Source organism: Bacillus sp. FSL E2-8887 (genome assembly GCF_038007205.1).
Classification (GTDB): Bacteria; Bacillota; Bacilli; order Bacillales; family Bacillaceae_G; genus Bacillus_A; species Bacillus_A mycoides.
In genome coordinates, this window is record NZ_JBBOWS010000001.1 from 5,037,582 (window position 1) to 5,053,443 (window position 15,862).

Annotated in this window: 14 protein-coding genes and 4 tRNA genes; 2 read left to right on the forward strand and 16 right to left on the reverse strand. The window is 36.1% G+C overall.

The features are described from left to right. Positions 1-27 precede the first annotated feature (27 nt). The gene (locus tag NSQ08_RS25940) at positions 28-354 is read right to left on the reverse strand and encodes a hypothetical protein (RefSeq protein WP_340779787.1); all 327 of its coding nucleotides are present in this window, start codon (positions 352-354) and stop codon (positions 28-30) included. Positions 355-625: 271 nt separating this feature from the next. On the opposite strand from NSQ08_RS25940, the gene guaC reads away from it, so the two are divergent. Then, complete coding sequence (gene guaC, locus NSQ08_RS25945) at positions 626-1,609, forward strand: GMP reductase (protein WP_002068771.1); 984 nt, start codon at positions 626-628, stop codon at positions 1,607-1,609. Between the two features lie 138 nt (positions 1,610-1,747). Continuing rightward, a complete protein-coding gene (pepF, locus tag NSQ08_RS25950; protein WP_340779789.1) occupies positions 1,748-3,565 on the forward strand; it encodes an oligoendopeptidase F in 1,818 nt (605 codons plus the stop codon). Between the two features lie 36 nt (positions 3,566-3,601). On the opposite strand, the gene NSQ08_RS25955 is transcribed toward pepF, so the two are convergent. The 15 genes from NSQ08_RS25955 to dnaB all read right to left on the reverse strand — a co-directional run bounded on the left by NSQ08_RS25955 (position 3,602) and on the right by dnaB (position 15,840). Then, a complete protein-coding gene (locus NSQ08_RS25955) occupies positions 3,602-4,480 on the reverse strand; it encodes a radical SAM/SPASM domain-containing protein (RefSeq protein ID WP_002016446.1) in 879 nt (292 codons plus the stop codon). A gap of 180 nt (positions 4,481-4,660) precedes the next feature. Beyond that, on the reverse strand, positions 4,661-5,140 hold the full coding sequence (rlmH, locus tag NSQ08_RS25960) for a 23S rRNA (pseudouridine(1915)-N(3))-methyltransferase RlmH (RefSeq protein ID WP_002130178.1): 480 nt from the start codon (positions 5,138-5,140) through the stop codon (positions 4,661-4,663). 59 nt (positions 5,141-5,199) lie between these two features. After that, on the reverse strand, positions 5,200-5,385 hold the full coding sequence (locus tag NSQ08_RS25965; protein WP_002035001.1) for a CxxH/CxxC protein: 186 nt from the start codon (positions 5,383-5,385) through the stop codon (positions 5,200-5,202). A 53-nt stretch (positions 5,386-5,438) separates the two neighbouring features. After that, positions 5,439-6,626, reverse strand: coding sequence for a S1C family serine protease (locus NSQ08_RS25970; protein ID WP_340779796.1), 1,188 nt, complete (start codon positions 6,624-6,626; stop codon positions 5,439-5,441). A 63-nt stretch (positions 6,627-6,689) separates the two neighbouring features. Beyond that, on the reverse strand, positions 6,690-7,484 hold the full coding sequence (locus NSQ08_RS25975; RefSeq protein ID WP_002143955.1) for an MBL fold metallo-hydrolase: 795 nt from the start codon (positions 7,482-7,484) through the stop codon (positions 6,690-6,692). Beyond that, positions 7,468-8,304 carry a two-component system regulatory protein YycI gene (locus NSQ08_RS25980; protein ID WP_340779800.1) on the reverse strand — a complete coding sequence of 279 codons (837 nt, stop codon included), beginning with the start codon at positions 8,302-8,304 and terminating at the stop codon, positions 7,468-7,470. The genes NSQ08_RS25975 and NSQ08_RS25980 overlap by 17 nt, the downstream gene beginning before the upstream one ends. Next, the gene (locus NSQ08_RS25985) at positions 8,285-9,622 is read right to left on the reverse strand and encodes a YycH family regulatory protein (protein WP_340779803.1); all 1,338 of its coding nucleotides are present in this window, start codon (positions 9,620-9,622) and stop codon (positions 8,285-8,287) included. Before NSQ08_RS25985 ends, NSQ08_RS25980 begins: the two co-directional genes overlap by 20 nt. Next, positions 9,619-11,454: a cell wall metabolism sensor histidine kinase WalK gene (walK, locus tag NSQ08_RS25990; protein ID WP_002143958.1), complete on the reverse strand. Its 1,836-nt coding sequence runs from the start codon at positions 11,452-11,454 to the stop codon at positions 9,619-9,621. The genes NSQ08_RS25985 and walK overlap by 4 nt, the downstream gene beginning before the upstream one ends. A gap of 3 nt (positions 11,455-11,457) precedes the next feature. After that, entirely contained in the window at positions 11,458-12,165 is a 708-nt protein-coding gene (walR, locus tag NSQ08_RS25995; RefSeq protein ID WP_000971867.1) for a cell wall metabolism DNA-binding response regulator WalR, read from the reverse strand. A gap of 282 nt (positions 12,166-12,447) precedes the next feature. Beyond that, a tRNA-Phe gene (locus NSQ08_RS26000) sits at positions 12,448-12,520 on the reverse strand. Positions 12,521-12,561: 41 nt separating this feature from the next. Next, positions 12,562-12,637 (reverse strand) — tRNA-Asp (locus NSQ08_RS26005). Between the two features lie 22 nt (positions 12,638-12,659). Next, positions 12,660-12,731, reverse strand: a tRNA-Glu gene (locus NSQ08_RS26010). A 13-nt stretch (positions 12,732-12,744) separates the two neighbouring features. Beyond that, positions 12,745-12,820 (reverse strand) — tRNA-Lys (locus NSQ08_RS26015). A gap of 153 nt (positions 12,821-12,973) precedes the next feature. Further along, on the reverse strand, positions 12,974-14,263 hold the full coding sequence (locus NSQ08_RS26020; RefSeq protein ID WP_340779806.1) for an adenylosuccinate synthase: 1,290 nt from the start codon (positions 14,261-14,263) through the stop codon (positions 12,974-12,976). Positions 14,264-14,478: 215 nt separating this feature from the next. Beyond that, complete coding sequence (dnaB, locus tag NSQ08_RS26025; RefSeq protein WP_002016457.1) at positions 14,479-15,840, reverse strand: replicative DNA helicase; 1,362 nt, start codon at positions 15,838-15,840, stop codon at positions 14,479-14,481. Positions 15,841-15,862 lie beyond the last annotated feature (22 nt).

The following is a 15,862-nucleotide window of genomic DNA, read 5'->3' on the forward strand; positions in this document are numbered from 1 at the left end:
ATTTTTCTTCCTCATCTTTTTGATTAGCTAAAACTTCTCGTTTTTCTTTTGTTTGGCTAATATAACTGAACTAGCAGAATCATTTTCAATTTCCCTCAATAACGAAATTGCTTGGTCTATATTACTTTCCTGTAATGCTTCAATCATTTTATTTGTTTGATTCACCTTCAGCCTTATTTCCCGATCATCCTTCTTTTCTTTTAATGCTAATTCAAAAGATACGACTGCTCTATCGTATTCTTTATTTTCCAATGCTAAATCTCCTTGTTTCTCTGCCTTATCAAATGCTTCATTATTGCTACATCCGGCAGTAACCAACAAAGTTATTCCTATTATTAGTATTAACTTTTTCATAGTATTTCCCCAGCCCCCTCGCTCAAAATAAGAAGCATACATACAATCTTATGCAATTATCGCAACTTTCCTTACTTTTTTATAAACGAACATTATGCATAAGAAATCTATTTAAATTCGTTTTTAACGTTATTTTTAAAATATATTGGCTTCTTTTCAAAAAAACGTTAAGAAAATCTTTGACTTCTTACTGAAAATGATGTAAATTTTCCTATGGACGAACATTTTCAATCAATAAAAATAAAATATTCGTATTTTAGGGGTGTAAATGATGGAAAACGTATTTGACTATGAAGATATTCAATTAATTCCTGCAAAATGCATTGTAAATAGCCGATCTGAATGTGATACAACTGTCACTTTAGGAAAACATAAATTTAAATTACCTGTCGTACCTGCAAATATGCAAACGATTATTGATGAAAGAATCGCAACTTATTTAGCTGAAAATAATTACTTCTATATCATGCATCGTTTCCAACCAGAGAAACGAATTTCATTCATTAGAGATATGCAATCACGTGGATTAATTGCTTCAATCAGCGTTGGTGTTAAAGAAGACGAGTACGAATTCGTACAACAATTAGCTGCTGAGCAACTTTCACCTGAATACATTACAATCGATATCGCACATGGTCACTCTAACGCTGTGATCAACATGATTCAACATATTAAAAAACATTTACCAGAAAGCTTCGTTATCGCTGGAAACGTTGGAACTCCAGAAGCGGTAAGAGAATTAGAAAACGCTGGTGCTGATGCAACAAAAGTTGGCATTGGACCTGGTAAAGTTTGTATTACTAAAATTAAAACAGGCTTTGGAACTGGCGGTTGGCAGCTAGCTGCACTTCGCTGGTGTGCAAAAGCTGCAAGTAAGCCAATTATCGCTGACGGTGGTATTCGTACACATGGCGACGTAGCTAAATCAATTCGATTTGGAGCAACTATGGTTATGGTCGGTTCTCTATTCGCAGGTCATGAAGAGTCTCCAGGGGAAACAATCGAAAAAGATGGCAAACTTTATAAAGAGTACTTCGGTTCAGCTTCTGAATTCCAAAAAGGTGAGAAGAAAAACGTTGAAGGTAAGAAAATGTTCGTTGAGCATAAAGGTTCTTTAGAAGACACTTTAATCGAAATGGAACAAGATCTTCAATCTTCTATCTCTTACGCTGGTGGAACAAAATTAGACGCAATTCGTACTGTAGATTATGTAGTCGTGAAAAACTCTATTTTCAACGGTGACAAAGTATATTAATTTATAAATTTAACTAGAAGGACAAGCATTTTTTATGCTTGTCCTTCTTTTTCATGTATAAAAATGTAAAATATTTTCATTTAACTGAATTTTCTAGTATTATGTTTTTAGATACTTATAATAAGGGGGATATAACAAATGAAAAATGTAATTGAGAAACGCCTTATTCGCGCGGAAGTCTCTACTGAATTGACATGGGACCTTTCTGATTTATACGAATCTGACAAAGAGTGGGAAACTGCATTACGTGTATTAACAGACGATATAAAAAAACTTGATGCATTTAAAGGACAATTACACACTAGCTCCGCTACCTTATTAAATTGCCTACTTTTAGAAGAAGAGCTTTTAATGAAGCTAACAAAACTCGGCGCATATGCAAATTTAAAAGAATCCGCTGATCGTACAGATTCAGTTATTCAAGCGAACTCTTCCAAAATTTCCGCTCTAAGAACGAATGTACATACTGCACTATCCTTTATTCATAACGAAATTCTCTCATTTGAGGAGGGAACAATTGAAAAATATTTAACTGAGGAAATAAAACTTGAACCTTTCCGTAAATCATTACTAGAGATACTCAAAAAGAGGCAGCACACTCTCTCTCCTGAAACAGAAGAAGCTCTTGCTGCACTCGGCGAAGTTCATAGTTCACCCTACAAAATTTACGGCATGACTAAATTAGCCGATATGGATTTCCCTTCTATACAAGATGCACAGGGAAATGATTTGCCTGTATCGTTTGCATTATTCGAAAGCAAATATGAATTTTCTCCAAGCGCATATATACGTAAAAAAGCATATTCATCATTTGTTTCCACATTGAAACGATATAAAAATACAGTTGCAACAACATATGCTACTGAAGTAAAAAAACAAGTGGCGCTTTCTCGTTTGCGTAAGTACGAGTCCGTTACCCATATGCTTTTAGAACCTCAAAAAGTTCCACTTGAAATGTATAACAACCAACTAGATATTATTTATAACGAATTAGCGCCTCATATGCGCCGTTTTGCAGATTTAAAAAAGAATGTATTAGGGCTTGATCAAATGCTTTTCTGTGACTTACATGCACCGTTAGATCCTGAATTTAATCCAACAATCACTTACGAAGAAGCTGACAAACTTATTCAAGATTCTTTAAAAGTATTAGGAAATGAATATAGTTCCATTATCGAAAAGGGCTTCAAAGAAAGATGGGTAGACCTTGCAGATAACGTAGGAAAATCAACAGGTGCCTTCTGCTCTAGCCCATACGGTTCTCACCCTTATATTTTAATTACATGGCAGGGTACGATGCGCGGGTGTTTCACATTAGCTCATGAATTTGGACATGCTGGTCATTTTTATTTAGCTAATAAAAATCAGCGTATTATGAATGTGCGTCCATCTATGTACTTCGTTGAAGCTCCATCAACGATGAATGAATTACTATTAGCCCAGCATTTACTTGCGACTACTGAAGATAAGAGAATGCGCAGATGGGTTATTCTGCAACTACTCGGCACATATTACCACAACTTCGTTACCCATCTACTTGAGGGAGAATATCAAAGAAGAGTATACGCTCTAGCAGAAGAAGGGCAAGCACTCACAGCTACAACTTTAACTGAAATAAAAACGAAGGTCCTTTCGACATTCTGGGGAGATTCCGTAGAAATTGATGAAGGCGCCGGTTTAACATGGATGCGTCAACCTCACTATTATATGGGCTTATATTCTTACACATATTCTGCGGGACTAACTGCTTCTACCGCTGTAGCTCAAATGATTAAAGAAGAGGGACAACCTGCTGTTGATCGCTGGCTTGATGTACTCCGTGCAGGCGGTACGATGAAACCACTTGAATTAATGAAACATGCCGGGGTAGATATGTCAAAACCAGATGCAATCCGTAAAGCTGTTTCTTACGTCGGTTCCTTAATTGATGAATTAGAACGTTCTTATCAAGAATAAAAATAAGCCCTCACTTTATGAGGGCTTATTCTATATTTACTTTCCAAATCTTTTGCGGTATCCGCACTTTCTACATAGTTCTTCTACTGCAACCCTTTTTGAAAATCCATCTACAATATTGTTCGCTCTTTCGCCTTCAATAATATTAGAGAATGAATCATTATTAATATTTCCGAGATTAATAATTCCCTCACCATCTAGACAACAAGGAATAACCGTTCCGTTCGCTAAAATACCTGCCTGATTTCGAAGACCATGACAGAATCCTTTTCCATCATCCTCTTCTTCATGCAATGCCGGCCACTGGAATTCATAGTCTTGATTAATAAAGACACGTTCCGCAATTTTTATACCTTTTCCTGGTGTAAGCTTCTCTTCAATTTGATAGGATAGATCAAACTCATTTTCAATTATGGATAATAAATCCCTATTTTTCTGGATTTCAGCATTTGTTTTATTATCCTGAGTTAAATTCCATAATCTTAGTGAAACAATTAAATCCGATTGACTCGTTGCTTCTCTAATGAAAGAAAGTATACTTCTTACATAGCCCTCTTTATCTTGCGATCCTGGGTGTCCATCAAAACTGTGCAGTGAAAAATTCATTTGTCTTAACGCAGGCTTATTTAACAGTCTATGCCTTCTCTTATTAATTAACGTTCCGTTCGTTGTAATATTAACTTTAAACCCTTTTTCATGGCTTAAATCTAATAGTTGATCTATTTTCGGATGGAGCAACGGCTCACCCTTCACGTGCAAATAAATGTAGTCTGTGTGAGGTTTAATTTGGTCTAATCTTTTAGCAAAATCCTCTACAGAAATGAATTGCTTCTGCCTTTCCGTCGGCGGACAAAAGCTGCACGCAAGATTACATACACTCGTAATCTCCAAGTAAAACTTCTTAAACTTCTTCACCTTTAATTCCTCACTTCTATGACTACTTATACTTTTTCCCTCTTCATATTACAGCATATTTTTTTAGAAATAGAAACATACTTATTTTAGGAAATCTACATACCATCTATTAATGTTTAAAAGACCATCGGTGATTTTTGTCCAATGGTCTTTTTTACTCTTTATATACAAATGAAAAATTTATTTATGATACGGTTCACCACGATTAATCCGAAACGCCCTATACACTTGCTCAAGCAATACTAGACGCATTAATTGATGTGGTAATGTCATCTTTGAGAAAGAAAGAGATTCGTTTGAACGCTTCATTACTTCAGAACTAAGCCCCAGTGATCCACCAATTACAAATGTTATCTTGCTCTTTCCATATGTAGCAAGGCGATCTATACTTACCGCAAATTCTTCTGATGATTTTTGTTTTCCTTCTATAGCTAACGCAATGACATGCGTATCATCAGAAATTTTATCCAGTATACGAATACCTTCTTTTTCTTTTACAATTAACATTTCTGCTGCACTTAAATTTTCTGGTGCCTTTTCATCTGGCAATTCAATTACTTCTACTTTTGCGTAAGAAGATAATCGTTTTAAGTATTCTGCTATACCTTGTTTTAAGTATTTTTCTTTTAATTTTCCGATTGAAATAATCGAGATATTCACATTTATTCCCCACCTTACAAACACGTTATCCACAGGACTTATCCACATATCCACAAATGTTACCCACATATTGTGTGAGAATCTGTGTTCGATACAACATATGTCGCCTCATTTTGACAAAATTCACATGTTTTTTTCTCTTCTTTAGAGTTATCCACATTGTTAATAACCGGTGCGACTTCACACTCATCCACAATGATATCTAATGCTAATTCAACATGTTCTAAACAACAAGGTAAATTCATATTCTTCACCTCACTTTTCTACAATAGAAAACAGGAGGTAGGCCCTCCTGTTTTTAATACTTTTGAATGCCTAATTTCACCGTTGTTGTCGCTCGTTTTGTACCACGATAAAACGTAAGAGTCATTTTATCATTAATTTTTTTATTATATAAGGCCGTGCGGAACCCAATAATATCGTGCACCGCTTTTCCATCTACCGCCACAATAACATCATGTTCTCTAAGACCCGCATCCGTACCTGGCGAAGGACTTTTCACATCTAAAATGCAGACTCCTTCTGTTACGTTACCTGGTAAGTGTAATGTTTTTGACCAATAGTAACTCGGAATCTCATTTAATGATCTTAGTTCAATCCCAACGTAAGGTCTTCTTACTTTACCGTACTTTTCTAGTTCATTCATAATAGGAACAGCTCTCGTAACTGGAATAGCTAGTCCAATTCCTTCTACTTCTTTTGCTGCAATTTTCATTGAGTTAATACCTATTAATTGTCCCGCTACATTTACAAGCGCTCCACCACTATTACCTGGATTAATTGCCGCATCTGTTTGCAATACTTCTACTTGCCAATCGTAATGTCCATCTTGATCTAAATCTACAGGAACAATACGCTCATTAGCCGAAATAATACCTTGTGTGACAGTTCCGGAAAATTGTAACCCCAGCGGATTTCCAATCGCAATAACTGGTTCTCCTCTACGAACGGTATTAGAGTCGCCAATTTCAATCACTTTCTTCACATGCTTCGCATCTATTTCTAGTACAGCTAAGTCCGTGACTACATCGGTTCCTAATACTTTACCTGGAACTTTCTTACCGTCACTTAAGCTCACTTCAATACGATTCGCCCCAGCAACAACGTGGTTATTCGTTACAATATACGCATGTCCATCTGTTCTCTTATAAATCACACCAGAGCCTGTACCAGCTTCCGAATCAGCCTCTGAAAAATTGTCTCGTTGAATATTAATAACACCAACAACAGCCTCTGAAGCACGATCAACAGCGTCTACAAAGCTAATCTGTTTAACAGGAACATTTCCACTTTGAGCTTCAGCCATATTTTTTTCACTTGCTTCAGCTTGCGGAAGCTTACCTGCATGATTTGAAAATAAAGGAGCTCCAAACGCAAATAATGAAGCCCCTACAATTGTCCCCGCTATGCTAGAAATGACAATACCTTTATGTTTCTTTTTGCCTGCACGTTTAATACGATATTTTTCTTCATCAATAAAGGACATATTTGTTCACCTATCTTCCTGAAAACAACTATATTCACCTTTATTGTTTACTAAAATGAAGAATTATACGTATTGAATTTTCGTAGGCACTTTTTGATCCGTATCATGTATTTCAAAGGATTCTCCAACCCCAAAACCTTTTTCTTCTAATACTTGTGATACAGACATACGCGCTAATTCTTTCATGTTATTATCTAAGCTTAAATGTGCTAAATAAATGTGTTTTGTCTCATCTGTAATAACATCAGCCATCGCTAATGCAGCGTCCTCATTACAAACGTGGCCAACGTCGCTTAAAATACGTCGCTTAATGCTCCATGGATAGCGTCCCATACGAAGCATTTCCACATCATGATTGCTTTCAAACACGAAAGCATTTGCTCCCTTAATAACACCTTTCATACGGTCACTTACGTAGCCCGTATCTGTAATAAGAGCTAACTTTCTATTATTGTTATGAAAAGCGTAAAACATCGGTTCCGCCGCATCATGAGAAACACCAAATGATTCAACTTCAATATCCCCAAATGTTTTCACGTCTCCTACTGAGAAAATGAATTTTTGATCAGTTGGGATATTACCTATTAAATGTTCCATTGCATTCCATGTTTTCTCGTTCGCATAAACAGGTAAATCATATTTACGCGCCAATACACCTAATCCTTTAATGTGATCACTATGCTCATGTGTTACAAGAATACCTGATATGTCATTTATATTCAGTTCAGCTTGTTTAAATAAAGCCTCTGTCGCTTTACCACTTAAACCTGCATCGACAAGCAGTTTTTTTTCATCTGTTCCTACATATAGCATATTCCCTGTACTTCCACTTGCAAGTACACTAAAATGCATGCTCATTCTTTCTCACTCCATTATGTTCTTCCGGCACTTGAGTTTCCCCTAATTCCATAACTTGTCCTTCAATTGCATTCACAAAAAAATCCTTTTTTTGTTCTGTCTTTAAGTTCCATGTTGGAGCAAGCACTTGTATATTAGAAGAAGACTCCGCAAGAGTCGCATATCCAATCTGCGCCTCTTTCACGTGCGTATTTTCTGCAATTTTATTTTTCAAATATATATTTTCTAAAGCTGTTTGAGCAGTAATAATTTCTTGTTCTTTCGTCTTTTCGCTTTCGCCCATTTCCTTCAAATCCGTTAACATTGTTTGTGTATATGAAATAAGCTCATTTTTTTCATTTAAATCTACAACAATCATCGCACGATTATTGTAGAAGATTGGTTTATCTTTATACTTTTGAAAGAAGTAAATTTTTGAGTCCTTTATTGCTCCAAACTCATATTTTTGTCCATCCAGCACATAATTTTTCAAAAACTCATTATACTTATCTTTTGACAATGATTTTGTATTTAAAAAAGGCTCTTTTAATTTACCCTCTATTTGATATTCGTCTTGCACATGCGCTGTCTGATTTTTTAAAAATTGCACATCTTCTTCTTTGAAACTCTTATTTTTCGCCATTATAAATGACTCTTTTTTCGGTTCTTTAGGAAAATTTCCCATAGTAATTTTTTCAGCTTTTAATTGTTGATCGATTTTCGTTTCCGTCACAAGTTCTAATTGATTACTATCTTGCTTTTGAATGAACTGAAAGATAAGAAAGAGGTCTAAAACAAAAAAGGTCACAATAAATATGGTCTTAATTCGATCCCAATCCATTTAGTCCCCCCTCACTCCACTCATATATTTGTTGCTTACCATCTTCTTCACATTTTACATACCATATCGGCTGTAAGACAGCGATTCTCGCATCACTGATGGACGGTTCCAATGACATTTTATAACCAATACCAACATCCTGAATTGATTTTTTATCAATTTCTGGATTATTCTCTAGTGATGTCATCACTGTACGACCTGATGCGAGAGAAGTTGTTTGTTGTTTACTAGGCAAAGTAATACTGAACTCAAAAAAGGGTCTTTCATACTGCATAATTTCACCTGAACCCCATACTTGTTTTAATTCCGCTATTCCATTTGCATTAAATACAGGCAAACCATCCTCATATAAACGGAATGAAGTTTTCCTCCCATTAATATAATCAAAACGATAGGACTTCAAGGATCCACTATGCCCACTTACAAAGTCAAAACTTTTCTGTAAAATTACCGCATTATCCGTAGATTTATCACCATGTACAGCGGAATTTTTATATTTCAACATTGCATCCGACTTATCAATTTCCATAGAACGGATGCCATCTGTAAATGTTTCCTTTGTTCTCTCAGAAATAGGACTTAAATAACGTGGATCACTAAATAAAGCATTTTTAAATGGATCCACTTCTAGTTTAGCTGTAATATACTCTGCCTTACTTAATTCCGTAATTCCCTCTGGTAAAAAAAGTTTTTTTGTATCATTTATTTGATACTCAAAATATGGTCTTGCTACTGTTATAAGTTGATTTTGAGCATTTATAATATCCTTTATATAAGCACCACTTAATGTTGCTTGATATATTTTATGAGGAGTATCATAGGAAACAAAGCTAACTTTAATTTCTTGATCCTTACTTCTAGAAGGATCAATTATAATACGATTAAAACTTCTGTTACTTTCTATGTTTTTATCTTTAATATTAAACATATTTTTAATCGTATCTAACGGGATATTTGTAGGAAAAACAAATTCAATTTTTTCTTCTCCGTGTACATAAGACAGAAAATCACCTTTAGGGACTGTCCCCGTTATTTCCTCGAAATTATGTAATTCTCCGTTTTCAAGAATTTTATAAATCGAATCCATATTTTCCTTCTTTTCGCTTACATAATGATTTTTCTCTTTATGAATAACGACAGAGGATGGGCGAACAACCTCCGAAATCTTTATCGTATTTATCTCTTCGTTACCTTGAACGAACTTTGTATTTTGCATAGAAGTAGAATCAGGAACATATGTCCACAAGTTAAAAGTAAGAAATAGACTAATGACAACCAAATTAATTAGAACTATCGTTTTAAAGTTTTCCATACTCATTCCCAATCGTCCTCTTCATCTGTCGCCATTGGCAATGTGAAATAAATAGTTGTCCCTTTTCCTTCCTCACTTTTCGCCCAAACCGAGCCGCCATGTGCCTCAATCATTTCTTTCGCAATGGCTAACCCAAGACCTGTACCACCCATTTGTCTCGAACGCGCTTTATCTACACGATAAAAACGTTCAAATATTTTATCTACATTTTCTTTCGGAATTCCCATTCCTTGATCACTCACACTAATCTCTAATAACTCCCCGCGGTCACGTAGGCGATATGTTACTGTACCACCTTCTGGCGAATATTTTAGTGCATTGGAAATAATGTTATATAAAACTTGTGTAATTTTGTCTGTATCCATATCAATAAATCGAGATTTTTTAGAGAAAGATCGTTTGAAGCTTACATTTTGCTCTTTAGACATTTCAAAACGATCGATAACGTTATTAAAGAAATCAGTAAAGTCAACCCATTCCTTCATTAAGCGATGTTCTGTACTATCTAGTTTAGATAGTTGTAACAATGCATTTACAAGCCTGATCATTCTTTCCGTTTCTTCTTGTGTAACTGTTAAAAATTGCGGTGCAATATTGGGATCTTGCCATGCTCCATCAGTAAGTGCTTCTAAGTAACTGCGCATCGTTGTTAACGGCGTTCTTAACTCATGAGATACGTTCGCAACAAACTCACGGCGCTCTTGTTCTATCCGCTCCTGCTCTGTTACATCATATAATACAGCAATTAAACCATTTGCCTTCCCTGTTTCTTTTTGAATAACAGAGAAACTAGCACGTAAAATATATGGTTCATTTCTCGTACTAAAATCTAATAAAACTGAATCCGGCTCTTCATATAAATGATCCAGTGTAAATTCTTCTTGTATTCCTAGCACTTCTAAAACTGATTGATCTAGCGCCGTTTCACGCGAAACATTTAACATCTTTTCCGCAGGATCATTTAATAAAATGATATCCCCTTTTCGATCAGTAGCAATTACTCCATCTGTCATATGTGATAAAACGGATGATAATTTTCGTCTTTCACTTTCTGTGGAGGAACGAGCTTGTTGTAATTTTTTAGATAAATTGTTAAAAGATAATGCTAATTGTCCAATCTCATCGTGACTATGCACCTTTACTTTTCGCGAATAATTTCCTTTCGCCATTTCAATTGCTTGTCTTCGCATATCTGAAATTGGTCTCGTAATTGTTTGAGCCAATAAAATTCCAAGTACAGCTGTTACTAATAAAGCAATTACTGTACCCGTTGCGAAAATTTGGTTGATGTCCTTCATTTGTTTATACACATCTTCCATAGATGCAACGATATGAATGACACCAAGTACCTCTCCGCCTGGATCTTTTAGAATAGGGGTAATCATAACTTGAACTCGATGACCTGTATTTCCATCTTTCTCAATCTTTGACTCTGGTTTCTTTTGTACCATTACCCGTTGTACAGCTGTATCTGCTGACGTTCTTCCTACCTTATTTTGCTTAGACCCGTCTGAAATTGCCATTAATTTTTTAGTAGAATCAATTACACTTACTTCTTGAATATCTTTCTTACGATCTGATGCAAATTTTTGAATCGAATCATTAATAGCTTTATCTACTGATTCTGTTTTAGGACGTTCTTTTACAAACTCTTGCTTCAGGTTATAAGAAAGTAGATTTGTTTGCTGCGTTAAGGAATCTTGAAAGCCTTTTACAAGGCTTTTTTCTAATTCCCTGACGAAATATACACCAATTACTTGCATTGCTATTAATATTAACAGCATATATATGAGCACAAATTTTAAATGAATAGATTGAAAAAAACCAACTTTCTTCATATACTATTCCTGTTCTGGGTCACGCAAGTAATACCCTACCCCACGTCTAGTTACAATTAAAGTAGGATGACTTGGATTATCTTCAATTTTTTCGCGTAAACGACGTACTGTTACGTCTACTGTACGTACATCTCCAAAATAATCATAACCCCAAACTGTTTGTAATAAATGTTCACGAGTCATAACTTGACCTAAATGCTTCGCTAAATAATGTAGTAATTCAAATTCACGATGTGTAAGCTCAATGCTTTCTTCACGCTTTGTTACACTATAAGCGTTCGAATTGATAACGATTGGTCCAATAACCATTTCGGTATTTTCTTCTTTCTCTGCAGCACCACCCTGCTGATGGCGACGTAAATTCGCTTTCACACGAGCAAGTAACTCCCTCGTACTAAATGGCTTCGTTACATAATCATCTGCTCCAAGCTCAAGCCCTAATACTTTATCAATTTCAGAGTCTTTTGCTGTAAGCATAATAATTGGCATTTCTGAGCTTTTACGTATTTCACGACATACCTCTAAACCGTCTTTTCCCGGTAACATAATATCTAATAAAACCATATCTGGCTGTTCTTCATTTGCTTTTTCAATCGCCTCATCACCATCATGCGCCATTACAATTTCAAAACCTTCTTTTTCTAGGTTGAACTTCAAAATATCCGCAATTGGCTTTTCATCATCAACTACTAAAATTTTCTTTCCCATCATCGTCTATTTCCTCCTTATAAAAATATGATCAATAATCCTCAAACATATTGGTGTTTCTATAGTATGTTCCTATATGACAACAATCTTAGTCTAAGTATTTCTCCTCTATTCTCATAGACTCATGTATCATCCACTTTTACACGGAATCCTATACGATCTATAGAAAAACCTCTAGCTTCAACTGCTAGAGGCTCCTCATTCTATTGTAAAATAACTACCCACATTTGTAAAACTGGACAAAATAAAAAGGATATTAAGTGGGCCCACTTAATATCCTGAGAGTGGCTCGGGACGGAATCGAACCGCCGACACGAGGATTTTCAGTCCTCTGCTCTACCGACTGAGCTACCGAGCCAAAACTATATATAAAACCACTAATGGTGGTATAAACAAAAGTGGCGGTCCCGACCGGGGTCGAACCGGCGATCTCCTGCGTGACAGGCAGGCATGTTAACCACTACACCACGGGACCAAAAATGAACATAAAAAAAACATGACCCGTACGGGATTCGAACCCGTGTTACCGCCGTGAAAGGGCGGTGTCTTAACCACTTGACCAACGGGCCACGAAAAATAAAATGGTGAGCCATGAAGGATTCGAACCTTCGACCCTCTGATTAAAAGTCAGATGCTCTACCAACTGAGCTAATGGCTCATACTCACCAACGTCATATTTTCGTGACGACAAGACATATCATAACATGATGTCTTTCATTTTTGCAATACCTTTTTTATTTTTTTATAAAAAATAAGAAAAAACTCATAAAAATATGAGTTTTTTCTTAAAAAAATCAATTTTTTATATCAATTAAGCTTCGTATACGTTACGAACGATATTTGTTTGATTACGATCTGGTCCAACCGAGAACATAGATAATTGGATTCCTGTTAATTCAGAAACACGCTCTACGTATTTTCTTGCATTTTCAGGAAGCTCATCCAATGATTTCACAGCAGTAACATCTTCTGTCCAACCTGGAAGCTCTTCATATACAGGCTCACATTTCGCTAAAATGTTTAAGTTAGCTGGAACTTCATCGATAACTTCGCCATTGCATTTGTAAGCAACACAAATTTTAACAGTTGGAATACCTGTTAATACATCGATAGAGTTTAATGATAAATCTGTTAAACCACTAACACGACGTGCATGTCTTACAACAACGCTATCGAACCAACCTACACGGCGTGGACGACCCGTTGTTGTTCCGTATTCACGACCAACTTCACGAATTTGGTGACCGATTTCATCATTAAGTTCAGTAGGGAATGGACCATCACCAACACGGCTTGTATATGCTTTACATACACCTACAACGCGAGTAACTTTCGCAGGACCAACTCCAGTTCCAACTGTTACACCACCAGCAATTGGGTTAGAAGATGTAACGAACGGGTACGTACCGTGGTCGATATCAAGCATAACACCTTGTGCACCTTCAAATAATACACGATTATTGTTATCTAGTGCATCATTTAATACGACAGATGTATCGCATACGTAATGTGCGATTTGTTGTCCGTATTCGAAGTACTCTTCAAAGATTTCTTCTACGCTGAAACCTTCTGTATCGTACATTTTTTCAAACAAACGATTTTTCTCCACTAAATTACGCTCAAGCTTCTCTTTAAATGCTTCACGGTCTAAAAGATCAGCCATACGGATACCAATACGAGCAGCTTTATCCATATATGCAGGACCGATACCTTTTTTCGTTGTACCAATCTTGTTATCACCTTTACTCGCTTCTTCTAATTCATCTTGTTTTAAGTGATAAGGTAAAATAACGTGCGCACGGTTACTTACACGTAAATTATCAATACTTACACCACGATCGTGTAAGTATTTCAACTCTTCAAGTAATGCTTTCGGATCTACTACTAAGCCATTTCCGATTACACAAATTTTCTCTTTATAGAAAATACCAGATGGAATTAAGTGTAATTTATATTTAACTCCACCGAAAACAATTGTATGTCCCGCGTTATTTCCACCTTGATATCTTGCAACTACTTCCGCATGCTCAGAAAGAAAATCAGTGATTTTACCTTTTCCTTCGTCGCCCCATTGTGTTCCTACAACTACTACTGAAGACATTATTAAAGCACCTCCGCAATTTTCAAACGATCTATTCAAACAATATAATTGTACCAAAACAGAAAGAGAAGTCAACCAAAAAGCGAACATTTTTTTATCGAAAAACGTTTTCGTTCGTAAGAATTACATATTCACCTTATGAAAGCCCTATCTTTCATATAAAAAAAAAGAAACACATCTTATTATAAGAAATGTGTTTCTTTTTTATACTGCCTTTATGCGTGCGGTGCATGTCCATCCTCAAAGCGGCGTTCTAAGTTGACGAATTTATTAAATTCCTTAACAAACGCAAGCTCTACTGAACCTACCGGACCATTACGTTGCTTTGCAATGATAATTTCAATTGTATTTTTATTTTCTGTTTCACGATCATAGTAATCTTCACGATATAGGAAGGCTACAATGTCAGCATCCTGCTCGATACTTCCTGATTCACGAATGTCAGACATCATCGGACGTTTATCTTGACGAGATTCTACACCACGAGATAACTGCGACAAGGCAATAACAGGTACTTGCAATTCACGTGCAATCCCTTTTAATGTACGAGAAATCTCAGATACTTCCTGCTGACGGTTTTCTCCTGATTTCCCACTTCCTTGAATAAGCTGTAAATAGTCAATCAAAACCATCCCAAGACCTTGCTCTTGCTTTAATCTACGACATTTTGCTCGAATCTCATTTACTTTAATCCCTGGTGTATCATCAATATATATACCAGCATTAGAAAGGCTACCCATCGCCATTGTTAATTTCGCCCAATCATCAGAAGTTAATGAACCGGTACGAAGTCTTTGTGCATCAATATTTCCTTCTGCACAAAGCATACGCATAACAAGCTGATCAGAGCCCATCTCTAAACTAAAAATCGCTACATTTTCATCAGTTTTCGTCGCTACGTTTTGTGCGATATTTAGTGAAAATGCAGTTTTCCCTACCGATGGACGCGCTGCCACGATGATTAAATCATTTCGCTGAAAACCTGCGGTCATCTTATCTAATTCAGTAAATCCAGTTGGTATCCCGGTAACTTCACCCTTTTGATTATGCAAAAGTTCAATTTTATCATAAGCATCTACAAGAACATCTTTAATGTTTTGGAATGCTTTTGCATTTGTTTGGTGAGATACTTCTAATATTTTTTTCTCAGCCTCATTTAAAAGGCCATCCACATCATCTTCTCGCTCGTATCCATCCGATACAATATGAGTCGCCGTTCGAATTAAACGACGTAAAAGTGCCTTTTCAGCGATGATGCGTGCATAATATTCTACGTTAGCAGCTGTTGGAACAACTTCTGCTAACTCTGCTAGATAAGAAACCCCACCAACTTCTTCTAGTAATCCTTGATCAGCCATCGCTGATGTCATTATTACTAAGTCGATTGGTTCTCCCTTATCAGACAACCCAAGCATGACTTCAAAAATCTTTTGATGTTTCGTTCGATAAAATGAGTCAGGTACCAATAGTTCCGATGCTGACGTTAACGCATCCTGATCAATTAATATGGCACCTAAGACTGCCTGCTCAGCTTCTATATTATGCGGAGGGGTACGATCAGCCATTACATCACTCATGCGCAATCCTCCTTGCTTAATT